The organism is Nocardia sp. NPDC058519 (assembly GCF_042719755.1).
Lineage (GTDB): Bacteria > Actinomycetota > Actinomycetes > Mycobacteriales > Mycobacteriaceae > Nocardia.
This window is the reverse complement of the sequence record NZ_JBHXNK010000036.1, coordinates 47,924-68,692: the sequence shown is the minus strand read 5'-3', so window position 1 is coordinate 68,692 and position 20,769 is coordinate 47,924. Positions and strand designations below refer to the sequence as shown.

At 67.9% G+C, this 20,769-nt stretch carries 20 protein-coding genes; 8 read left to right on the top strand and 12 right to left on the bottom strand.

The genetic code is table 11. The annotated features are described in order from the left end of the window. The first annotated feature begins 198 nt into the window (after positions 1-198). The 5 genes from ACFWPK_RS29705 (at position 199) to ACFWPK_RS29685 (ending at position 4,774) form a co-directional block, all read left to right on the top strand. Entirely contained in the window at positions 199-900 is a 702-nt protein-coding gene (locus ACFWPK_RS29705; RefSeq protein WP_378921347.1) for a class I SAM-dependent methyltransferase, read from the top strand. 141 nt (positions 901-1,041) lie between these two features. Then, complete coding sequence (locus tag ACFWPK_RS29700; protein ID WP_378921345.1) at positions 1,042-1,683, top strand: fasciclin domain-containing protein; 642 nt, start codon at positions 1,042-1,044, stop codon at positions 1,681-1,683. Positions 1,684-1,805: 122 nt separating this feature from the next. Further along, positions 1,806-2,453, top strand: a complete 648-nt coding sequence (sigK, locus tag ACFWPK_RS29695) for an ECF RNA polymerase sigma factor SigK (protein WP_378921344.1) — start codon at positions 1,806-1,808, stop codon at positions 2,451-2,453. Beyond that, positions 2,450-3,184, top strand: coding sequence for an anti-sigma factor domain-containing protein (locus ACFWPK_RS29690; RefSeq protein ID WP_378921342.1), 735 nt, complete (start codon positions 2,450-2,452; stop codon positions 3,182-3,184). The genes sigK and ACFWPK_RS29690 overlap by 4 nt, the downstream gene beginning before the upstream one ends. Positions 3,185-3,232: 48 nt before the next feature. Beyond that, on the top strand, positions 3,233-4,774 hold the full coding sequence (locus tag ACFWPK_RS29685) for a molybdopterin-dependent oxidoreductase (RefSeq protein ID WP_378921340.1): 1,542 nt from the start codon (positions 3,233-3,235) through the stop codon (positions 4,772-4,774). An 86-nt stretch (positions 4,775-4,860) separates the two neighbouring features. Here ACFWPK_RS29685 and ACFWPK_RS29680 read toward each other — a convergent pair whose 3' ends face one another. The 12 genes from ACFWPK_RS29680 to ACFWPK_RS29625 all read right to left on the bottom strand — a co-directional run bounded on the left by ACFWPK_RS29680 (position 4,861) and on the right by ACFWPK_RS29625 (position 17,433). Then, entirely contained in the window at positions 4,861-5,898 is a 1,038-nt protein-coding gene (locus ACFWPK_RS29680) for an alpha/beta hydrolase (RefSeq protein ID WP_378921359.1), read from the bottom strand. A 127-nt stretch (positions 5,899-6,025) separates the two neighbouring features. Next, the gene (locus ACFWPK_RS29675; protein WP_378921338.1) at positions 6,026-7,060 is read right to left on the bottom strand and encodes an alpha/beta fold hydrolase; all 1,035 of its coding nucleotides are present in this window, start codon (positions 7,058-7,060) and stop codon (positions 6,026-6,028) included. Between the two features lie 80 nt (positions 7,061-7,140). Continuing rightward, entirely contained in the window at positions 7,141-8,469 is a 1,329-nt protein-coding gene (locus ACFWPK_RS29670; RefSeq protein WP_378921336.1) for a lipase family protein, read from the bottom strand. After that, on the bottom strand, positions 8,466-9,425 hold the full coding sequence (locus ACFWPK_RS29665) for a diiron oxygenase (protein ID WP_378921334.1): 960 nt from the start codon (positions 9,423-9,425) through the stop codon (positions 8,466-8,468). The genes ACFWPK_RS29670 and ACFWPK_RS29665 overlap by 4 nt, the downstream gene beginning before the upstream one ends. Positions 9,426-9,508: 83 nt before the next feature. Beyond that, positions 9,509-10,192, bottom strand: a complete 684-nt coding sequence (locus ACFWPK_RS29660; RefSeq protein WP_378921332.1) for a TetR/AcrR family transcriptional regulator — start codon at positions 10,190-10,192, stop codon at positions 9,509-9,511. A 111-nt stretch (positions 10,193-10,303) separates the two neighbouring features. Then, complete coding sequence (locus ACFWPK_RS29655) at positions 10,304-11,461, bottom strand: CaiB/BaiF CoA transferase family protein (protein WP_378921330.1); 1,158 nt, start codon at positions 11,459-11,461, stop codon at positions 10,304-10,306. Next, the gene (locus ACFWPK_RS29650) at positions 11,458-13,686 is read right to left on the bottom strand and encodes an acyl-CoA dehydrogenase (protein WP_378921328.1); all 2,229 of its coding nucleotides are present in this window, start codon (positions 13,684-13,686) and stop codon (positions 11,458-11,460) included. The genes ACFWPK_RS29655 and ACFWPK_RS29650 overlap by 4 nt, the downstream gene beginning before the upstream one ends. Positions 13,687-13,688: 2 nt before the next feature. After that, positions 13,689-14,567: an SDR family oxidoreductase gene (locus ACFWPK_RS29645; protein WP_378921326.1), complete on the bottom strand. Its 879-nt coding sequence runs from the start codon at positions 14,565-14,567 to the stop codon at positions 13,689-13,691. 12 nt (positions 14,568-14,579) lie between these two features. Continuing rightward, on the bottom strand, positions 14,580-15,452 hold the full coding sequence (locus ACFWPK_RS29640; protein ID WP_378921325.1) for a MaoC/PaaZ C-terminal domain-containing protein: 873 nt from the start codon (positions 15,450-15,452) through the stop codon (positions 14,580-14,582). Continuing rightward, positions 15,449-15,889 (bottom strand): SRPBCC family protein, encoded by a 441-nt coding sequence (locus ACFWPK_RS29635; RefSeq protein ID WP_378921323.1) that lies wholly within the window; start codon positions 15,887-15,889, stop codon positions 15,449-15,451. The genes ACFWPK_RS29640 and ACFWPK_RS29635 overlap by 4 nt, the downstream gene beginning before the upstream one ends. Before the next feature lie 32 nt (positions 15,890-15,921). Further along, the gene (locus ACFWPK_RS29630) at positions 15,922-17,112 is read right to left on the bottom strand and encodes a lipid-transfer protein (RefSeq protein ID WP_378921321.1); all 1,191 of its coding nucleotides are present in this window, start codon (positions 17,110-17,112) and stop codon (positions 15,922-15,924) included. A gap of 162 nt (positions 17,113-17,274) precedes the next feature. Next, positions 17,275-17,433 carry a hypothetical protein gene (locus tag ACFWPK_RS29625; RefSeq protein ID WP_378921319.1) on the bottom strand — a complete coding sequence of 53 codons (159 nt, stop codon included), beginning with the start codon at positions 17,431-17,433 and terminating at the stop codon, positions 17,275-17,277. A 428-nt stretch (positions 17,434-17,861) separates the two neighbouring features. On the opposite strand from ACFWPK_RS29625, the gene ACFWPK_RS29620 reads away from it, so the two are divergent. From ACFWPK_RS29620 to ACFWPK_RS29610, 3 genes are read left to right on the top strand one after another with little or no spacing between them, the layout of a single operon-like run. Next, positions 17,862-19,109, top strand: a complete 1,248-nt coding sequence (locus ACFWPK_RS29620; RefSeq protein WP_378921317.1) for a sensor histidine kinase — start codon at positions 17,862-17,864, stop codon at positions 19,107-19,109. Beyond that, positions 19,109-19,537, top strand: coding sequence for a roadblock/LC7 domain-containing protein (locus tag ACFWPK_RS29615; RefSeq protein ID WP_378921315.1), 429 nt, complete (start codon positions 19,109-19,111; stop codon positions 19,535-19,537). Before ACFWPK_RS29620 ends, ACFWPK_RS29615 begins: the two co-directional genes overlap by 1 nt. A gap of 2 nt (positions 19,538-19,539) precedes the next feature. Next, a complete protein-coding gene (locus ACFWPK_RS29610) occupies positions 19,540-20,763 on the top strand; it encodes a cytochrome P450 (protein WP_378921357.1) in 1,224 nt (407 codons plus the stop codon). Positions 20,764-20,769 lie beyond the last annotated feature (6 nt).

Genomic DNA, 20,769 nt, shown 5'->3' with positions numbered 1-20,769 from the left:
GGCGCGAGCATCGCACCCGATGCGCCGAACCTGTTACCTCTCAACCAACTCCGGCCTCTCTCGCCACGGCCGACCCCGCGGACCGCCGCTGACGCCGACCGAGCCGCGCGGACAAAGTTGCCCGATGTCGTGGCACCGCAATGCAGTCGGACTACGCTGGCCGCCATTGCCGCCCATCGATGAATTGAGGGGATCAGCGTGACCAGCAGCGAATTCGCGTACACCGGGTGCGACAACCTGGAGGCGATGACCGAAGCGGTCAACTACAACAAGTTTCTGATCGACTGTGTGGATAAACATGTCGCGTCGCCGGATCTGCGAATACTCGACTTCGGTGCTGGTCGGGGCACCTATGCCGATATGCTGGCCGAGCGGCGGATCATCCCGGATTGTCTCGAACCCGACGCCGAGCTGCAGAAATTGCTGCTGTCGAAGGGCTACAAGGTCGTCGATTGCGAGGCCGAGCCGTCCGAGTCCGAAATGTACAGTCTCATATATTCTTTCAACGTTTTCGAGCACATCAAGAACGACCAGGAAGCCTCGGAACACCTCACCTCACTGTTGCGGCCGGGCGGGACGTTGGTGATCTATGTGCCCGCGCTCGAGATGCTGTTCACGGCGATGGACACGAAGGTCGGGCACTACCGGCGCTACCGCCGGACCCAGCTCGAGCGCATTCTGCGCAATGCGGGCCTGGAGATCGTGGAGTCGCGCTACTGCGACCCGATCGGCTTCTTCGCCACCTTGGCCTACAAGATCATCGGCAGCGACGACGGCACGATCAACACGCGAGCACTGAAGTTCTACGACCGGGTGCTGTTCCCGCTCAGCAAGCTGTTGCAGGTCGGCACCGGCAAACTCTTCGGTAAGAACATTCTCGTCGTCGCCACGAAGTCCTGACCGCCGGGCCGAGGAGGCCACGCGCGAAAATCCGGTCGGTTCGACGGCCATCCGAGTCGGTGGGCCAGCCGAACTCCGTTGCGTCCAAACCAGTGCGGCTCCCGCCGCCTCGACGGAAGTGACGAAAAGACCATGCGATCGATGCGCAGTGCCCTCATGGCGGCAGTACTCCTCGGCTCGGTGCTCGGCGCCTCTGCCTGTGGTTCCGACGACGACTCGAGCACCACCGCACCCACCTCCTCCGCGCCGATGACATCGGCGCCCACCACCTCCGGCGCTGCCGCCGCTTCGGGCCTGGTCGGTCCGGGGTGCGCGGAATACGCCGCCCAGGTTCCCAGCGGTCCCGGCTCGGTCAGCGGAATGGCACAGGACCCGGTGGCCACCGCCGCGTCCAACAACCCGATGCTCACCACCCTCGTGGCGGCGGTCTCGGGCAAGCTCAACCCCGAGGTCAACCTGGTCGACACCCTCAACGGCGGCCAGTTCACCGTCTTCGCGCCCGTCGACTCCGCCTTCGCGAAGATCGATCCGGCCACCATCGAGTCGTTGAAGACCGACTCGGCCACGCTCACCAAGATCCTCACCTACCACGTGGTTCCCGGCCAGATCGCCCCGCAGTCCATCGCGGGTACGCACAAGACCGTCGAAGGCGCTGATGTCACGGTCAGCGGTTCGGGCAACAGCATCAAGGTCGGCGACGCGAACGTGATCTGTGGTGGCGTCGGCACGGCCAATGCCACCGTGTACATGATCGACAGCGTGCTCATGCCGCCTGCAGCCTGATGTCGGCGATGATGGCGCCGCTGAAGCTCGTAACATCGGACGAGAAATATCTCGGCGGCGCCCATCCGGACGTGTGGGCTGGCCGAAGTCCCTCTTATGCCGATGCGAGCAGGAACCACACGATGACGAACCGGCCGGGCTCCTCACCGATCCGCCTGCGAGCGGTCGCCGATCCGGCGACCGCTTGCCCGGCGGGTGCCAAGCCCGACCATGCCGCCCAAGCCCGGCTGGTAACACTGCTCGGTGACGTCGCGGCCGGTGATCGTGCGGCGTTCGCCGAGTTCTACCGTGCCACCAGCTCCCGGGTGTTCGGTCTCGCGCTGCGGGTGGTGCGCAACCACGGCGCCGCCGAGGACATCGCCCAGGAGGTGTTCCTGCAGGTTTGGTCGCTGGCACCGGACTACGACGCCAACAAGGCCAGCCCGATCGGCTGGCTGCTGATGCTGACCCATCGGCGCGCGGTCGACCGGGTGCGGGCCGAGCAATCGGCCACCAGCCGCGACCTCGTCTTCGGACATGCCAACCTCGGCTGCGACCACGACATCGTGTCCGAGGAGGTGATCCAGCGGCTCGACGAACAGTCGGTGCTGGATTGCCTGGAGACCATGACCGAACTGCAACGCGAGGCGGTGGCGCTGGCTTACTACAGCGGGCGCACCTATGTCGAGGTCTCCGAGACCTTGGCCGTGCCGTTGCCGACGGTGAAGAGCCGGATCAGAGACGGCTTGAAGAGACTCGAAAATTGTTTGACCGGAGGGAATTTCCGATGAGCGAGACAGATCGGCGGACCCCTTGGTCATGGATGGACGAGGCCTACCCGTACGCACTGGACGCGATGGACCCCGAGCAGCGGCACGCTCTCGACGAATGGCTCCTCGCTGCCGGACCCGACCGCGCGGCGGAGTTCCACGCCGCCGTGCGCCGCATTCAGGAGACCATCGCGGCGCTGACCGTGTTCGACTCGGTGCCACCGCCAGCGCGACTGGAATCCGCGCTGATGCTGGCCTTGGACCAACACGATTCGCGCAGGCATCCACTCGCGCGCCGCGGTGGTCTCGGCCGGAGCTGGCATGTGCGGTGGTTGACCGTCGCGGCGGCGGCCATCGTGGCTGTCGGCGCCGGGGTCGGCATCGCGGCGGTGATCGAACGCGCGGATGAGGGATCGAAAGCGGTCACGGCACAGCAAGTGATCGACCGGCCCGACAGCCGCGAGTCCTCGGTCGGCGTGCCCGGCGGCGGGTCGATGACGGTGTCCCAGTCGAAGGAGCTCGGCGCCGCCGCGGTGTCGTTCAGCGATATGCCCACGCTGCCCGCCGACCGCACCTACCAGCTGTGGTTGGTGCCGCCCGCGGGCACACCGAAGTCCGTGTCGGTGATGGATGGTTCGGCCTCGGTCGTCACCGCCGTCGATGCCGCCGACACCCTCGCGGTGACAGTCGAGCCCGCCGGTGGCTCGCCAGGTCCGACCACACCGGTGATCGTCAGCATGACTGTCGGCTGACCCGCCCCGGCGGGTCGTGCCGGCACTCGATACCTCAGGAGTGACAGCATGATTCGCCGCATCGGGTTCACGCATCGGCCGATGAGCCGCACGGCGGCGGCCGCCGCAACTACGGCTGCCGCCGCCGTCGTCCTCGGGGTCGGGCACCTCGTGGCCGCCTTCATCGATCCGGCTTCCTCGCCGTTCTTCGTACTCGGCGCGACGGTGGTCGACCGGACGCCGAAGTGGCTCAAGGACAATGCCATTCGCTGGTTCGGTACGAACGACAAACTGGCACTGGCTATCACGATGGGTGTGGTCATGGTGGCGGCGGCCGCGCTGATCGGCCAGGTGACCCGCCGCAAGCTCGCGCTGGGAGCTTGCGGCCTGGGCGGTCTCGGCCTCGTCGTGGCGGTTCTGGCGCTGTCGAGGCCGACCGCCACGCCATTGTTCGCCATCCCCGCCGTCGTCGGTACGTGTGCGGGGATCGCGGCGCTGTGCGCGCTGTTCCTCGTTCCGGCCGATGCCGGTCGGCAGGCGGGGCCCACCCGTCGCGGGTTCCTGCTGGCGCTGGGAGTCGTGGTTGCCGGTGCCGCCGCGGCGGGCACCGCGGGGCGGATCATCGGTCAGCGACTGCGCGATATCGGCGCCGACCGAGCGGCTTTCGTCCTTCCCCGCGTGGCCGATCCCATCCCGCCGGTCGCGCCCGAGATGGATCTCGCGGTTCCCGGTTTGACCCGATTCATCACTCCGGCTGCGGATTTCTATCGCATCGACACCGCGTTGCAGCTTCCGTCATTGACCCGCGATCGGTGGCGGCTGCGTATCCACGGGATGGTTGACCGCGAAATCCGGCTCGACTTCGACGAATTGAGCGCCCGGCCTGCCGTCGAATCACTCATCACGCTCACCTGTGTCTCGAACGAAGTCGGCGGCGGACTCGCCGGAACCGCGACCTGGACGGGCTACCGCCTCGCTGATCTGCTGAGGGAAGCCGGCCCGGCTCGCGATGCCGACATGCTCCTGTCGCGCAGTATCGACGGATTCACCGCGAGCACCCCGTTGGCCGCCATCCTCGACAATCCTGACGCACTGCTCGCTGTCGCGATGAACGGCGCCGCCTTGCCCGTGGCCAACGGCTACCCGGCACGGATGATCGTGCCCGGTCTCTACGGCTATGTCTCGGCCACCAAATGGGTGGTCGACCTCGAACTCACCCGCTTCGACCGCGCCGCGGCGTACTGGACCGAACGTGGCTGGGCCGACCGTGCGCCCATCAAGACCGCGTCCCGGATCGATGTCCCCGCCGCGTTCGCGAACCTGCCCGCCGGACCGGTGACCGTCGCCGGCGTCGCCTGGGCACAGGGCCGCGGTATCACCGCCGTGGAAGTCCAGGTCGATGACGGCCCCTGGCAGCAGGCCATGCTCGCCGCCGCGTACTCCATCGACACCTGGCGCCAATGGACCTGGGTGTGGAACGCCTCCCCCGGAACTCACGCGCTGCGAGTGCGCGCCGTCGATGCCACCGGCACGGTGCAGACCGACGTTCGGACCACACCGTTCCCCGATGGTGCCACCGGACGGCATTCCCGGGTGGTGACAGTGCGCTGACCCCGAGGCACGGCACAGACACGAAGTCCCGATGACCGCGGAGCCGGTCATCGGGACTCGTTGTCGCACTTGGCCCGGCGGTGGACTCAGTTCGTCCGGCTGCCGACCGACTGCGCCAGGAACGGCCACGATGTTTTCAGGTCGTCCTCCCAGTAACCCCACGAGTGGGTGCCTACGGGTCGTTCGTCCAGCGTGACCGGAATGTTCAGCTCGCGCAGGCGGTTGGCGAGGTTCATCGTGCAGAAGTGCACCGCCGCTTCGATGGGTCCACCGAGGGCGATCTGGACCGGGAGCGGGATCCTGCCCTCCTGGACGCGTTTGTCGGCGGGTGTGTCGTGGGGTGCGGCGGGGAGGCCGGTGCCGGTGCTCAGGTAGACCTCGGTGCCGCGCAACCTCTCCGCGTTGACGAGCGGATCGTTGGCTCGCCACAGTGGGCCTGTGCGTGGCCCCCACATGTTCTCGATGCTCTGCCCGCCACCCCAGTTCTCGACCGTGATCCGGACGAATTCCTGGCCGATGGGGTCCGAAGTCTGCGCGCAACCGCTGTAGGAGGCCACGCTGTTCCAGAAACCCGGCTTGGCGATCGCCAGGTTCAGCACCGAGGTGCCACTCATCGACACACCCACCACGGTGCGGTTGCCGTCGGCCCGGAGGAATCCCTCGATCACCGACGGCAACTCGTCGTTGAGGAATGTCTGCCATTTGTTGCGGCCGAGCGCGGCGTCGTCGCGCACCCAGTCGGTGTAGTAGGAGCTGGCACCCCCGACCGGGGACACGACATTGACGTCCTTGCCGCTGAGGAACTCCACGGCATCGGTCTGCGCGTCCCATCCGCTCTCGTTCGGGCCGCCTTGGGAACCATTGAGCAGATACATTGTCGGCCGCGGGTTCTCGGTGTCGGCGGCCCGGATGACCTGCAACGGGATCGGCTTGTTCATCGCCGGGGAGAAGACGGTCACCAGCTGGCGCCTGCCGTCGATGTCGTCTGCCGAGACCACACGGGCGGTCTCGGGCTCGGCGGCAGCGACCCCGGCAGGCAGCGCCAGCCCGGTGAAGGCCAACGCGCCCACCAGCGCGGTGTGCGCCGTTGCCGTACGGATCGATCGGCGTGTTCGTCTCACTATGCGGAACCTCTCGTAGTGCGGGTCACCCCACGACCGTGCGTGAGGCATGAAGAGAGGTTCGGTCTGCCCCTTCCGGCGGTTTGGTCAACCGCTGTCGGAGTCCTCGAGCACGGGTCAGCGGCCGTGGTCAGCGGCTGAGGAACTCCTCGATCGCCGGCCAGGTCGTGTCGGCGGCGGACACCAAACCCAGGTGGCCGCCGCTGACCTCGACGAACTCGACCTGCGCGGCGTTCGGCAGCACATCGAGGCCGCGGCGTACCGAGGCGGCGGGCACCACAACGTCGCCGCGGCTGCCCGCCAGCAGCACCCGGCAGGTGACCTTCGACAGTTCGATCACCAGGTCCGACCTCAAGCGGATCGACCCGCTCGCGAGTTCGTTGCGCAGGACCAAGCTGCGGTGGATCTGCCAGTACGAGCGGCCAGGGTAGCCGGGCATGGTGGCCATGAACCGGTCGGTCGCCTCCATCTTGGCCAGCGCCTCGGTGTCGAAGGCGTTGCGGGCCAGGAACATCGGTTTGACGAGCTCGCGGTCGAAGGCCTGGATGCGGAAGCCCAGCCGGACGAACTCCTGCGGGATGCCGCCCATGAGCTTGGTCGCCAAAGCCATCTCCCGGCCACCGGTGATCTTGGCGAACAGGCGCAGCGGGATCAGGAACGCGGTGCGGGCCTGGTCGATCGGTGCGGCCAGGCAGGTGATGGAGGCGATCGGCAGGTCGGCGTGGGAGGCCGCGGTCAGCAGAGCGAGCACCCCGCCCAGTGACCACCCGATGATGTCGACGCCACGGCCGTCGTGTTCTTCGGAGACCCGTGCGATCGCCTCGGGCAGGATGTCGTCGATCCAGTCCTCGAGGCCGAGATCGCGATCGGCGTAACCGAATTCGCCGTAGTCGATGACGTAGGGCTGCCTGCCCTGGTCGAGCAGGAAGCGCACCAGGCTCTGCCCTGGACGCAGGTCGAAGCACGCCGTGGTCACCGCGAGCGGCGGCACGAGCAGCACCGGATTGCCCTTCGCCGACGTGGTGCGGTCGTAGCGCTTCAAGTGCCGGTGTGCGCCGTCGTACACCGTCGTCGACGGCGCGGGGCGGTAGGACTCGAGTCCACCGCCGAACGACACCGACCACACATTGCGCACCGCGCGCGGCAGCTCGGCAACGATCCCCATCGGTAAACCCCTTACCTCACCAGTTACTGCCTGCCGGCAGACCCAATATCTCGTATCTTACCAGTGAGTAAGTTCTGGCCTCATGCCGCGCGACGAGCTCTGCCCACCGTGCGACCCCTGCCGTGACCGGTCGCCGAGGCGGTGATCGGACGCCCGAACAACGCCTGTAGGGCGGCGTGCGCGAGGGCGCCGAGCCCGCGACGACCCGCGGGCAGCGCGAGCACGCTGCGCACGGTGCGGGTTTCCGACGGCGTCACCGCCACACCGGCGAATCGGTCGCCGAGCCAGTTCAGGCTCAACGGCGTCGACAGCGGCAGCAAGGTGATGTGTTCGCTCGCCCGGTCACGCAGGTAGGTCACATGCGCGCCGAGCTCGCGATAGCGCTGCACGAGCGCGTCGATGTCGGCCGCCGCGATGATCTGGTCGTGCACGGCTTGCACGACCAGCAGCGGTACCGCGGGCGCCCGGTCGCCGAGCGTGAGATCGGCGAAGACGGCCAGCATCGCCTCCATCGCGAGAAGCTCGGCGATCGGGGTGCCGCTGTGCCGGTCGACGTTGTAGCGGGCCAGCCGCAGGACCGCGGCAGCGGTCGTCGACTGGGCGGCCTTGTCGAGCACCGCGCGGCCTTCGTCGCTGAAATGGGTGGCGACGAGCTCCTCGAACGCCGGATACACCCGGCGCAGCGCGGCGACGACGAGCGTCGGCAGCCCGGCGTGCAGGCCGCCGTTGAGCCGATGGAAGGTCGACACCAGATCACCCACCGGGGAGCCGAGCACGGCACCGACGATGTCGAGTTCGGGCGCGTAGGTCGGCGCCATTTCCGCGGCCCATGCCGTGGCCAGACCGCCGCCCGAGTAGCCCCACAAGCCGACCTGCGCCGACGGGTCGAGCCCACCGGGTTCGAAGGCCAGTGCCGCGCGGATACCGTCGAGTGCGCGGTAGCCAGGTTCGCGTGGTGCTCCCCACACGCCGAGCATGCCTTCGTGATCCGGGATCGAGATCGCCCAACCCCTGGTCAGCGCGTCGACGAAACACAGAAGCTCGACGTGCGCGAAGGTGCCGATGGCCCGGGAGCCACGCTGCAACGCGTAGGACGGAAACGCCCGCGGCGAGATCGCGTCGATCGCGCACTGGAACGACAGCAGTGGCGCACCGGGCGCGACACCGCCCATCGGCGCCACCACCGTGGTGACGGATGCCTCGGGCATACCGTTGAGATCGGTCGTGCGATAGAGCAGCTGCCAGGCCTGCACCTTCAGCCCGATCACCCCGAACGCGGCGAGTTCGACCGGTCGCGAGCGCAGGATCGTGCCCTCGGCGAGGCTCTCGAACCCGGGGCGCGGCGAGAAGAACGGATCCTTGTCCGGGAGCACGGCGTGCGTGGGCGCCGGCCAGCTTTCGGCCCTCATGCGGCCCTGCGCGCGGGCTCGCTGCGGTAGCGCGACACCGGTCCGTCGATACCGAGCAGACGCCACACCCGCTTGGCGACAGGGTTCATCAGGCCGATATCGGTCGTGAGCGCGCGGACATCGGTGAACACGTCCCGCTTGACGTGCCGCGAGTAGGGATTGCGCCAGTACGCGTCTCGAATGACCTCACCCGGAATACCGAACTTCTCGGCGAACTGTTTCGGCGGTGTCGCGATCATCGCCAGCATCACCCGCATGATGATCGGAAACGCTATCGACAGTACGGTTTTCGACACGAACTTCATCGAGGGCACGTTGGTCCGAAGGTATTCGTGCGCGAACGAGATGTGCCTGGCCTCCTCGGCCACGTGGATCTCCATCACCCGGTGCACCATCGGATGCGGGTCGGCGTCGCTACGCAGCAACGCCTTCTGCAGGTGATCGATCGGCTCCTCGCCACCGAGCACCAAGGCGAAGAAGAACCCGGGAAAGAACTTCACCGCGGGCCAGATGATCAACGTGAGCTTGCGATCGACCGAGCCCATGCCGATCACATCGCGGTAGCCGATGCGATTGATCATCTCCTGGAACATCATCGTGTGGTTGCACTCTTCGGCAGCCTCGTGGGTGATGTAGCGGAATTCCGGATCACCGTTGGGCACCGACGGCAGATACTGCATGAGCCCGCGGATGAGCAGCTGCTCGAAGTCGATACCCACCTTCGCGATGCAGGCCTGGCGCCACAAACCCATCGCGATCTGCTTGTCGACCGGCTGCGCTTTGTACCAGGGGTGACGGCCGAGCGGGTCCACATCGGGCAGGATCCAGCGCGGGTCGTCGGAGTGCACAGCGAACTCGGGCGAGTCCCAGTCGATATCGATGTAGGGATCGAAGTGTTTGGTCACCGAGCCCTCGGACAGGCTCTGCAGGGCGTCGTGGTAGCTGGACAGCGTCATCGGTGTCTCCTCGGTGTGGTTCCACACCCAGTTTAGTGGTACCGGAGGTACCACACAAGGGTTGACGCTACTGCGTGTTACATCTAATTCTCCGCCGTCAGCTCGGCGATCGACGTCCGCGGATCGAGCGTGACGCCGACTTCACGCAGGCTGGCGTCGATGATCGCCCAGATGGCGACCTGCAGGTAGGACGACAGTTCGCCGGCGTCCATCGGCTGCATCGACCGGCTCAGCCACCGGTTCACACTGCCGTCGACGAAGCTGACCAAGCCGAAGGCCATCGGTTCGGCGACTGCCACCGGCGCGGACTGTGCCCGCAGCGCACTCACGAACACCTCACGGACGGTACCCGCGATGGCGATCTTGGTCCCGGACACGATCGGCGAGTTGTGATCCTTGCTGCCGCCCGATCCGGCGCCGAGGAAGTAGTGCAGGCGCGGGTTGGTCGCGATCCAGCCCACGTAGGCGTCGACCGAGCGCGCGATCGCCTCGGTGACGGTGCCCTCGGGGTTCAGGGTGGGGGCGAGTACTGCCATCAGGTCGTCGACGATGCGGGTGCGTAGCTGTTCGTCGAGGTCTTGGCGGTCTTTGAAGAGACGGTAGAGGACCGAGCGGGGGACGCCGGCCAGGTCGGCGATCTCCTGGACTCCGACCGAGGCGCCTTGGGACTGGACCGCCTCGAGGGCCGCGGCGAGGATGAGTTCGCGGCGGTCGGCACGGTGGCGGTCCCAGCGGCTGGCTCTGCCGTCGGTGCTCTGTGCGGTCACATCTCTCCCTTCACCGGGTTCATGGGGTCCGGAGTGGCGGTTTCCGTGTACTACGAACTGTAGTCCAGGGATTCCATCGCTCCGGACCGCAGGGGCACGGTGATCGGCAGGTCAGGCGATCGCCCCGGCTCGGCGGAGACGGTCGGTCTCGTCGTCTCCGTAGCCGAGGTCCCGCAGGACCGCGCTGGTGTCGGCACCGGTTGTGCTGCCCGGCCGTGGGGTCGGTGCCGGGGTGCGCCCGAATCGCGGGGCGGGTGCGGGCTGTCTGATGCCGCCCACCTCGACGAAGGCGTCGCGGGCCTTGTTGTGCGGGTGCTCGTGTGCCTGCCATGGCGAAAGCACCGGTGACACACAGGCATCCGAGTCCGCGAACACCGCGGTCCACTCGTCGCGCGGCTTGGTGGCGAACACCGCGGCCAGCGCGTTGCGTAGTTCCTCGGCGCTGTCGAGGTCGTACTGCGCGGGCAACTCGGCCGATGCCAAGCCGAGCCGGTCGAGCAGTTCGATGTAGAAATGCGGCTCGACCGCGCCGACCGCGACATATCCGCCGTCGGCGCAGCGATAGGTGTCGTAGTAGGCGCCGCCGCCGTCGAGCAGGTTCTCGCCCCGTTCGCCTTCCCACAGGCCCGCGGCGTGCATTCCGTGCAGGAACGAGGTCAGCAGGGCCGCACCGTCGACCATCGCGGCATCGACCACCTGGCCCAGGCCCGATCGCGTCCGTTCCTGGAGCGCGGCGAGCATACCGACGACGAGAAGCATTCCGCCGCCACCGAAGTCGCCGAGCAGGTTCACCGGCGGGGTCGGGTGCTGTCCGGCTCGGCCGAGCAGATCCAGCGCCCCGGCGACACCGATGTAGTTGATGTCGTGACCGGCGGCGTTCGCCAGCGGGCCGTCCTGGCCCCAGCCGGTCATCCGGCCGTAGATCAGTCCGGGATTGCGGTGCGCGCAGGCGTCGGGACCGATGCCCATGCGCTCGGCCACGCCCGGCCGGAACCCTTCGACGAGAACGTCGGCGGTTTCGGCCAGGCGCAGAACGACTTCCCGGCCCTCGGGCGATTTCAGGTCAACCGCGATGGACTTGCGTCCGCGATCGAGCACACCCGACGGGGCGAGCAGCCCCGCCGAGTCACCGACGCGGTCCACGCGGATCACCTCGGCGCCGAGATCGGCCAGCACCATGCACGCGAAGGGTCCCGGTGCGAGACTGGCGATCTCGATCACCCGCAGACCGGCCAGTGGCCCGCCTGCCCGAGGGCCGGGACTGCTCACCCGTTCACCGCCGCGTCCCGTGGCAGGCCGAGCATCCGCTCACCGATGACATTGAGCTGGACCTCGGTGGTGCCGCCGTAGATGGTGGTGGCACGGCCCGCGATGAGCTGTTCCATCGCGTGGTCGCTGCGCTCGCCGGGCACCGACACCACACCGGCGACCCCGAGTTCGGCGACGATGTACTCCGAAATCGCCTGTCCCAGACCCATTCCCAGCAGCTTGGCGACGCTGGAGGTGGTGGACACGTCGATGCCGGACAGCTGCTTGAGCACCACCCGCGAACCGATCACGTCCACCGCCCGGCTCTCCGCCACGAGTTCGCCGATGTGATAGCGGGCCACCGGCGAGAGGTCGCGGCCGATCGCGAACCGCAGCAGGTCGGTGTCGGTGGCGTAGGCCTCCATCTTCTGGCTCAGCGCCACCCGCTCGCCCGCGAGGGTCGTGCGGGCCACGTGCCAGCCGTCGTCGACCGCGCCGACCACGTTCTCGTCCGGGATGAACACGTCATCGAGGAACACCTCGTTGAACAGCGCCGATCCGGTCATCTCCCGCAGCGGGCGCACTGTGATGCCGGGCGAGGACATGTCGAGCACGAAGTAGGTGATGCCTTCGTGTTTGGGCTTGTCGGGGCTGGTGCGCGCGATCAGCATCGCCCAGTCGGAGAACTGGGCGACCGTGGTCCAGATCTTCTGTCCACTGATCCGCCAGCCACCGTCGACCTTGGTGGCCTTGGTGGTCAGGCTCGCCAGGTCCGAGCCCGCGCCCGGTTCGCTGAACAGCTGGCACCACACCAGTTCGCCGCGCAGCGTCGGCACGACCAGTTCCTGCTTCTGCCGTTCGTCGCCGTGCGGGACGAGCGCGCCGACCGCCCAGGTGCCCATCAGCAGCTGCGGCATCTGGATGCCGGAAGCCTTGATCTCCTGCGCGATCACGACCTGCTCGAGCGGCGAGGCAGAGCGGCCGTAGGGGCGGGGCAGGTGCGGCAGGTTCCAGCCGCCGTCACCGAGGGCGACGAGCTGGTCGTCCTCGTCGTCGATCGCCGCGATCTCGGCGAGTTCGGCACGCACCGCGGCGCGGATCTGTTCGGCCTCGGCGGGCAGTTCCAGTTCGCTGGACAGGGTCAGTCCCGACAACGCGTAATCCGCCACCGCTTCCGCCCGTTCGTCGCGCGCACCGAGCTGACCGCGCAAGGCGAGGGCCCGTCGGTAGTACAGGTGCGCGTCGTGCTCCCAGGTGAAGCCGATGCCGCCGTGCACCTGGATGCATTCCTGCGCGACGTGCACCGCGGCGTCCGGAATGATCAGCGCGGCAACGGCTGCCGCGTAATCGGCGGTGTCGTCGTCGCGATCGAGGGCGAACGCGGCGTCCCACAGCACGGCCCGTGCCTTCTCCAGGGCGATACCCATCTGGGCGCACTTGTGTTTCACGCCCTGGAACTGGCCGATCGGCCGACCGAACTGCACTCGGGTCTTGGCATACTCCGACGCGGTCGACACACACCACGACATGACGCCGACCGCTTCGGCACCGAGCACCACCGCGGCCACCGAACGCACGCGGGCCGAACTCACGTCGAGCACCCGATCGATCGATACCTCGACCGAATCCGCCCGCAGCCGGGCCGAACCGCGCAGCACGTCGATGCTGTCCTGCGCGGTGATCGTCAGATCGATGTTCTCGAAGGCCACCCACCGCTGTTCGCCGGCCACCGCGACCGGCGCGATGATGACATCGGCGGTGAGCGCGCCCATCACACCGTCGGCGGTGCCGCTGACGGTCAGCACGCCGTCCGAGAGCGCGCCGGTCAGGTTCGAGGCAGAAGCCACCGCACCGGTTCGCGACCCGTCCGCCAAACCGGCCAGAAGCTCTTTCGACTTGTCTTGGGCACCATCGGCATTCGCTGCCTGAGCGAGCACCGCGCTGGCGAGAACGGTCGACACGAAGGGCCCGGTGTGCACGCCACGCCCGAGCGGTTCGAGTGCGACGGCAAGGGTCAGCAGACCGGCGCCCTGACCGCCGAGGTCCTCGGCGATGTGCAGACCCAGCAGGTCCTGGGCGACGAGCGCGTCCCAATGCGGCAGCGCTTTGCCCTCATCGGCGGACTCGACCGCGGACCGGACGACCTCGGCCGTGATGGTTCGTTCGACGAAACCGGCGACCGCGTCGGCGAGGGCCAGATGATCCTCGCTGACGCCGACCCCGAGCTCATAACTGTTGCGCGCCATGGCTAGTTGGTCTCTTTCAGCTGGGCGGCCACCTCGTCGATGGTCCACGGTCCGTCGGTCTCGACGGTGCGCACGTCGTGCCAGCCGGCCAGTTCGACGATCGCACCGCCTTGGACGGCGAACACCTTGCCGGTGAGCGCGCAGTCGGCCTCGGCGAGGTGGGCGACCAGTGGGGAGATGTTGGCCGGGGCGAACGCGTCGAACTCGCCCTCGGGCACCTCGGCGGCGAACAGCGCGCCCATACCGGGGGTGGCCAGGGTCAGGCGGGTGCGCGCGATCGGGGCGATCGCGTTGACGCGCACGCCGTACCGTTCGAGCTCGTCGGCGGCGACCAGCGTCAGCGCGGCGATGCCCGCCTTGGCCGCACCGTAGTTGCCCTGTCCGGCGTTGGGCATGAACGTGCCGGAGGCCGAGGCGGTGTTGATCACCGAGGCCGACACCGGGTTACCGGCCTTGGACTGCGCCTTCCAGTACGCCGCGGCGTGGTGCAGGGTGGCGGCGTGGCCCTTGAGGTGCACCGCGATGACCGAATCCCACTGCGACTCGTCCATGCCTGCGATGAACGCGTCGCGCAGGATGCCCGCGTTGTTCACCACGATGTCGAGGGTGCCGTACTCGCCGATCGCCTGGTCGACCAGCGCTTTCGCGCCGTCCCAGGTGGCGATGTTGTCGGTGTTGGCGACCGCGGTACCGCCGGCGGCGACGATCTCGTCGACCACCTGCTGGGCCGGGCCCGAGTCGGTGCCGGTGCCGTCGTTGGCGCCGCCGAGGTCATTGACCACGACCTTGGCGCCTTCGCGGGCGAACAGCAGCGCGTGTTCGCGGCCGATGCCGCGACCGGCACCGGTGATGACCGCGACGCGACCGTCGAGTTTTCCCATGAGTCTTGTCTCCTAGTTGATTTCGACGCGGCCGTCGGTGATCGCGATCTGGCCCGCGGCTTCGGTCTCGAAGGCGTAGGCCCGCACGCCGGGATCATCGGATTCGGTGGGCCAGAAGGTGGTGGTGATGTCCTGGCCGGGCAGTACCGGCTTGGCGAACCGCACGGCGAGCCTGCGCAGGCGCGCGGTGTCGCCGTCGGCGAGTTCGGTGAGCGCGGCCCACGAGGTGAACGCCATAGTGCACAGACCGTGGTTGATGATGCCGGGAAGCCCGGCCATGCGGGCGATCTCGTCGTCGAGGTGGATCGGCATCGGATCACCCGAGGCCGGTGAGTAGCGGAAGGTCTGGTCCTCGTCGATGTGGGCGGTGACCTTCGCGGCCGGATCAGCTGCCCGATCCTCGTCGGTGATCCGGTGGGCGGGCGCGAGTTCCCCTTCACCGGGGCCCGCGTCGACCTTGCGGAAGAACGCGGTCAGCCACTGCTCGTTGACGAGTTCGCCTGCCGAATCCCGGGTTTCGGCATAGACGACCACGGTCGAACCGTTCGGGCGGCCGACATAGCCGATGGGCTTGGCCCGCACCACCAGCTCGTCACCGGCCCGGATCGGCCGGTGGAACAGGAAGTCCTGCTCACCGTGGACCAGCTTCATCAGCAGCTCCACCGGTGCGACCGACAGCGCGGCGGGCGCCATCGAGGTGAATACCGGCACCACCGCGAAGACCGGCGGCGCGATCTCGCCCGACAGGTGCGCGGGGATCGGATCATTGGTCGCCGCGGCGTATTCGGCGATCCGCTCGGCGGTGACCGAGAACCGCTCTTCGTCGGTCCACTCCCCCAGGCCGGAGCCGTCGAAGACGACTCCGGCCGATTCCGAGGTGGTCATGCGGCCGAACCCACGAGCTCGGTGAACTTGCCCATCGACTCCTTCAGATCGGCTTCGGCGTGCTTGGCCACGGCCTTGCCGATCGGGCCGACGATCATCGCACCCTTGAAGCTCGCGTCGAACGCGGCCGAGGAGCCGGTATCGGTGGCCTCCACCTTGAGGACGAATTCGATGGTGACGCCGGCCATTCCGGCACCGGTGATGCGCAGGAACGAGTTCGGGACGACCTCGGCGACGGTCCACTCGATCTTGTTGGCCATGTTCATCACCGACACGACCTCGGTGAAACGCGAGCCCGCGGCGAGCTCGGCGGGCAGATCGCCGCGCCAGCCCTGGTGGATGGTCAGCCATTCCTCCCAGTTGGCGAGATCGCTCAGCCGGGCCCACGCCAGCTCGGGGGCGACGGGAAGTGCGGTGGAAACGGACACAGATGCCATGGGTTACTCCTGGTGTGATTCGGTGGGGATGTTCAGCGGACGGCGGGGCGGTAGGCGGTCACCACGACCGCGCCACCGAGACCGATGTTGTGTTGCAGGGCGATTCGCGCGTCGGCGACCTGACGGGCGTCGGCGTCGCCGCGTAGCTGCCAGGTGAGTTCGCTGCACTGGGCCAGCCCGGTCGCGCCGAGGGGGTGTCCCTTGGAGATCAGGCCGCCCGACGGGTTGACGACCCACTGGCCGCCGAAGGTGGTGGCGTTGTCGTCGACGAGCCGACCACCCTCGCCGGGCGCGCACAGGCCGAGGGCCTCGTAGGTCAGCAGTTCGTTGGTGGAGAAGCAGTCGTGCAGTTCGATGACGTCGATGTCGTCGGGGCCGATTCCGGCCTGCTCGTAGACCTTCAGCGCGGCGGTGCGCGACATGGAGGAACCGACCAGGTTGATCGCGGTCGGGTCGGTGAAGGTGGACTGCAGGTCGGTGACCATCGACTGCCCGACGATTTCCACGGCCCGATCGGCCAGGTTGTGCCGGTCGACGAAGTCCTCACTCGCGAGGATCACCGCGCCCGAACCGTCCGAGGTCGGCGAGCACTGCAGCTTGGTGAGCGGGCCGTAGATCTGCTTCGCCTCGAGGACTTCTTCGAGGCTGTATTCCTGCTGGAACTGCGCGTACGGGTTGTTCACCGAGTGCTTGTGGTTCTTCACGCCGATCTTGGCGAACTGCTCGGCGGTGGTGCCGTAGAGCTCCATGTGCTCCTTGCCCGCGGCGCCGAACATGTACGGCGCGGGCGGCATGGCGAACTCCTGGAGTTCGGCCAGCGCCAGCAGGTGCTTCATCATCGGCTGCTCGCGGTCGTCGTAGGTCGAACCGAGCGAGCCCTTCTGCATCTTCTCGAAGCCGAGCGCGAGCGTGCACTCGGCGAGCCCGCCGCGAATCGCCTGTGCCGCGAGGTAGAGCGCCGTCGACCCGGTGGAACAGTTGTTGTTGACGTTGACCACCGGAATGCCGGTGAGCCCCAGCTCGTAGACCGCGCGCTGGCCCGAGGTGGACTCGCCGTACACGTAGCCGACGTAGGCCTGCTCGACCTGGTCGTAGTCGATTCCGGCATCGGCGAGCGCCTTGGTCCCCGCCTCGCGGGCCATGTCCGGATAGTCCCACTCCAGCGAACCCGGCTTCTCGAACTTCGTCATGCCGACGCCGACGACGAACACCTTCTGTGTCATGAACGCACTCCCGTGTGCCGTGTGTCCCAGATACCTGAGACACGGTGTCCATGTAATTTATGTTGGACACGGCGTCCAGGTCAATACCCCGGGGAATACGGCGCGAACACGACAAGGGCCGCACCGAGAACGGTGCGGCCCTGGTGGGTCGTGCTGGGTGAGTCAGCTCTGCTGGCCGAACCGGCGCGGCTTCTTCGCGCCCATGATGTCGGTCCACCACGATTGCAGCGGGCTCGGTTCGGGCCAGTGGACGGTCGGGTCTTCTTCCTCGTGGTCGGCGGGTGTCATGTCGGACGGGTCGTCGTCGAGATCGCTGGTCATGCGGATTCTTCCTCGGATCGATCGACGGCGCCGCAGCGGGGAAACGAGAGAAGGAATGAGAGCCGGTGACTCGAGGCCGAGTGCGGCGACGACGCGTTGGTCGCCGCTGGTCCACGGCTGACCTGGATCTGTTCAACCGTACACGGCGAGGGTAAACCCGCGGTCTCGATTCATCCGCTTCGGCACAATGCGAGTCACGTTCTGCAGCAACCCGTTTCGTGCACTCGCCGGTTCGCACTGCTAACGTGTCCGCATCGCCGAAGCGCCGGGCAGCGAGCCCGGACTCGACCGAACTCGCGCGCGCGGTGCCGAATCATGGTGCGGCGCAGATGGTGTGAGGGCAGGTATCGGCGAGAAGTCTCGTCGGAGAGACCGGCGAGGACCCGGCCACCACGGCTCTTCGGTCGGTACAAACGACAAAGGAACCGATGACTCCGACGCTCGCGGTCTTCTTGTTCTCCATCGCAACCCTCGTCCTGCTCGGCGCGGTCGCTGTCGCGCTCCAGGCGCTGCGCAACGAACGTCAGATCCGCGCCCGCCTGGTGGTGGCCGAGCGCGACCTCCAAGCCAAAGACGCGGCGATGGCGCAGATGTCACTCGCCCACGACGACGAGCTGCGTGCGCGAGAACACGAGGCGGCACTGGCCGAACGGGCCGCCGAAGACCACACCACGGCGCAGGTCGAGGCAGCACAGGAGGCGACACGCGCCCAGGTCGCCGCCGACGCCCGGTCCGCCACCAGCAACGCGGTGCGCGCGTTCGGTACCACCGTGGTCAGTCTCGGTGCCGACGTCGGCCAGGTCGTGAGCAACGCGCTGCGGGAGAACCGCAACGACGAGGTCTACGCGACGCTCACCCGGATCGACCACACGGTCCAGCAGATGATCCGCCAGGCCCAGGCCTACGTCATCGTCTCGGGCGGGCTGCCCGGCAGGCGCTGGCCACAGCAGACCGTCGGCGACGTGGTGGGCGGCGCCACCGGCCGCGTGCGTGACTATCTGCGTGTGCGCACGGGCAACTGCGAACTGGTGGTGATGAGCCGGGCGGTCGAACCGCTCGTGCACACGGTCGCGACCCTGCTCGACAACGCGCTGCGCTACTCGCCGCCGTCCTCGTTCGTCGACATCTCCTACCAGCAGGGCCACCACGGCGTCACCGTGATCATCGACGACGCGGGCGTGCGGATGAGCCGCGAACAGATGGAGGAGGCACGCCAGGTGCTCTCGGGTGAACGTGTCGTCGACATCAACGCGCTCGGCCCGTCACCGCGGGTCGGGTTCCCCGGTGTCGCCGCGCTCGCGCGCCGCTACGGCTTCGCCGCCTATGTCGACGGACCCAATATCTACGGCGGCACCAGGGCGATGGTGTTCGTTCCCGCCGCCCTGCTCGTCGCGGCCACCGAGGTGCACCGGCCCAAACACGCCGAGGCACCGGAACCGGTAGCACCACAACCCGTTTCCGAGATCACCAGGCCGGCGCCCGAGCCGGAGGTGGCCGAGTACGACCGGACCACCGGTGGGCTGCCCAAGCGCACCCGCCGCGCCGTCGCCCCGGTCGACGAGCGCGCGGGCACCGCGGAGACGCTCGCCCGCCCCGAGCTCGCCGCGGCCTGGCACAGCGGCTCCCGACACGGTCGCGCCGCGGCCGCGCGTTCGACGAAAGGGCACGACAGCTGATGAGTACTCCGATCGCCAACAGCACCAACCGCCTCGCGTGGCTGCTGGACGACCTGGCTCTCGACGGCGTCCGCTTCGCGGTGTTGTTATCCGAGGACGGCCTACGCGTGGCGCATTCAGGCTCCATCACCACCGATGACGCGGAGCGATTCGCGGCCGCCGCGTGCGGGCTGCGCTCGCTGGGTAAGGTACTCGGCGAGTTCTGCGGCGGGCTCTCGAATACAGTGCGCCAGAACATGACCGAATACGACGAGGGCATGGTCCTCATCACGGCCGCGGGCGCGGGCACCCTGCTCGGCGTCGCCACGACCGGCGATGTCGACCTCGCGCTCGTTGCCCATCGCATGAACGAGCTGGCCGCCAGGGTCGGCCACGAACTCGGCGCGTCGCCGAGGCACCGATCGTCGACTCAGGAGTACACGCTGTGACACTGGATGTTTCGCCGGACTCGCGTAGCGGCCAGGACCGGGTGCCGCTGTACTCACCGGAGTTCGCGGCCGATCCGCAGAGCACCTACCGCGCCATGCGGCACCGCTTCGGTTCGCTGGTGCCGGTCGACCTGGTGCCCGGGGTCCCCGCCACCCTCGTGATCGGCTACCGCACCGCGGTACAGATTCTCAACGATCCCGACCATTTCCCCGCCGACCCGAAGATGTGGCAGCGCGACATCCCCGCCGACTGCCCGGTGCTTCCGATGATGCGCTACCGCCCCAACGCGATTCGCACCGCGGGCGCGGAGCACACGCGCCACCGGCAGGTCACCGTCGCGGGCCTGGCGGGTGTCGACCTGTACCAGCTGCACCGCACCGTCGAGCAGATCGCGATGCCGGTGATCAACTCCTTCTGCGCCGACGGCAGCGCGGATCTGCTGAGCCAGTATGCCTTTCCCGTCATCTTCGCCACCATCAACGCGATGCTCGGTGTGCCCGCCGATATCGGCGGGCACATCGCGACCGGCATGGGGCAGATGTTCGAGGGCGGCGACACCGCGGCCAGCGGCACGCAGATGATGGAGGACGCGCTCTACGACCTGGTGCGGCTCAAGCAGAGCGAGCCCGGCGACGATGTGACGACCCGGTTGGTGCAGCATCCGCAGCGGCTCACCGACGAAGAGTTGATGAACCAGGTGCTCACGATGTACGGCGCGGGGATCGAGCCGATGCTCAATCTGATTCTCAATACGGTGCGGCTGATGCTCACCGATCAGCGTTTCGCGGGCAGCCTGCTCGGCGGCAGCCTGTCCACCCGCGACGCCCTCGACGAGGTGCTCTACACCGACCCGCCGATGGCCAACTTCTGCACCACCTATCCTCGTCAGCCGATCCTGGTCGACGACGTGTGGCTGCCCGCGCATCAGCCTGTTGTCATCAGCATGGCCGCGTGCAACAACGATCCCGCGATCGGGACCGGCGATTTCCTCGACAATCGCGCGCACCTGGCGTGGAGCACCGGCCCGCACGGCTGCCCGGCGAAGTCCCCGGCCTACCTGATCGCCCAGGAGGCCATCGACCAGCTCCTCGACGCGCTGCCGGAACTCGAACTGGCGGTCCCAGCGGACGAATTGGTCTGGCGGCCGGGTCCGTTCCACCGGGCGCTGGCCGGGCTGCCGGTGGTGTTCCCCAGCATGGCCCCGCTGGTGGTGCCCGGTAACTGACCCCTT

What these genes read in the sequence shown, in the direction of transcription:
- ACFWPK_RS29700 (WP_378921345.1), top strand. Translation starts at nt 1,042, where the DNA reads ATGCGCAGTGCCCTCATGGCGGCAGTACTCCTCGGCTCGGTGCTCGGC.
- sigK (WP_378921344.1), top strand. Translation starts at nt 1,806, where the DNA reads ATGACGAACCGGCCGGGCTCCTCACCGATCCGCCTGCGAGCGGTCGCC.
- ACFWPK_RS29690 (WP_378921342.1), top strand. Translation starts at nt 2,450, where the DNA reads ATGAGCGAGACAGATCGGCGGACCCCTTGGTCATGGATGGACGAGGCC.
- ACFWPK_RS29685 (WP_378921340.1), top strand. Translation starts at nt 3,233, where the DNA reads ATGATTCGCCGCATCGGGTTCACGCATCGGCCGATGAGCCGCACGGCG.
- ACFWPK_RS29675 (WP_378921338.1), bottom strand. Translation starts at nt 7,060, where the DNA reads ATGGGGATCGTTGCCGAGCTGCCGCGCGCGGTGCGCAATGTGTGGTCG.
- ACFWPK_RS29670 (WP_378921336.1), bottom strand. Translation starts at nt 8,469, where the DNA reads ATGAGGGCCGAAAGCTGGCCGGCGCCCACGCACGCCGTGCTCCCGGAC.
- ACFWPK_RS29665 (WP_378921334.1), bottom strand. Translation starts at nt 9,425, where the DNA reads ATGACGCTGTCCAGCTACCACGACGCCCTGCAGAGCCTGTCCGAGGGC.
- ACFWPK_RS29650 (WP_378921328.1), bottom strand. Translation starts at nt 13,686, where the DNA reads ATGGCGCGCAACAGTTATGAGCTCGGGGTCGGCGTCAGCGAGGATCAT.
- ACFWPK_RS29645 (WP_378921326.1), bottom strand. Translation starts at nt 14,567, where the DNA reads ATGGGAAAACTCGACGGTCGCGTCGCGGTCATCACCGGTGCCGGTCGC.
- ACFWPK_RS29640 (WP_378921325.1), bottom strand. Translation starts at nt 15,452, where the DNA reads ATGACCACCTCGGAATCGGCCGGAGTCGTCTTCGACGGCTCCGGCCTG.
- ACFWPK_RS29635 (WP_378921323.1), bottom strand. Translation starts at nt 15,889, where the DNA reads ATGGCATCTGTGTCCGTTTCCACCGCACTTCCCGTCGCCCCCGAGCTG.
- ACFWPK_RS29630 (WP_378921321.1), bottom strand. Translation starts at nt 17,112, where the DNA reads ATGACACAGAAGGTGTTCGTCGTCGGCGTCGGCATGACGAAGTTCGAG.
- ACFWPK_RS29625 (WP_378921319.1), bottom strand. Translation starts at nt 17,433, where the DNA reads ATGACCAGCGATCTCGACGACGACCCGTCCGACATGACACCCGCCGAC.
- ACFWPK_RS29620 (WP_378921317.1), top strand. Translation starts at nt 17,862, where the DNA reads ATGACTCCGACGCTCGCGGTCTTCTTGTTCTCCATCGCAACCCTCGTC.
- ACFWPK_RS29615 (WP_378921315.1), top strand. Translation starts at nt 19,109, where the DNA reads ATGAGTACTCCGATCGCCAACAGCACCAACCGCCTCGCGTGGCTGCTG.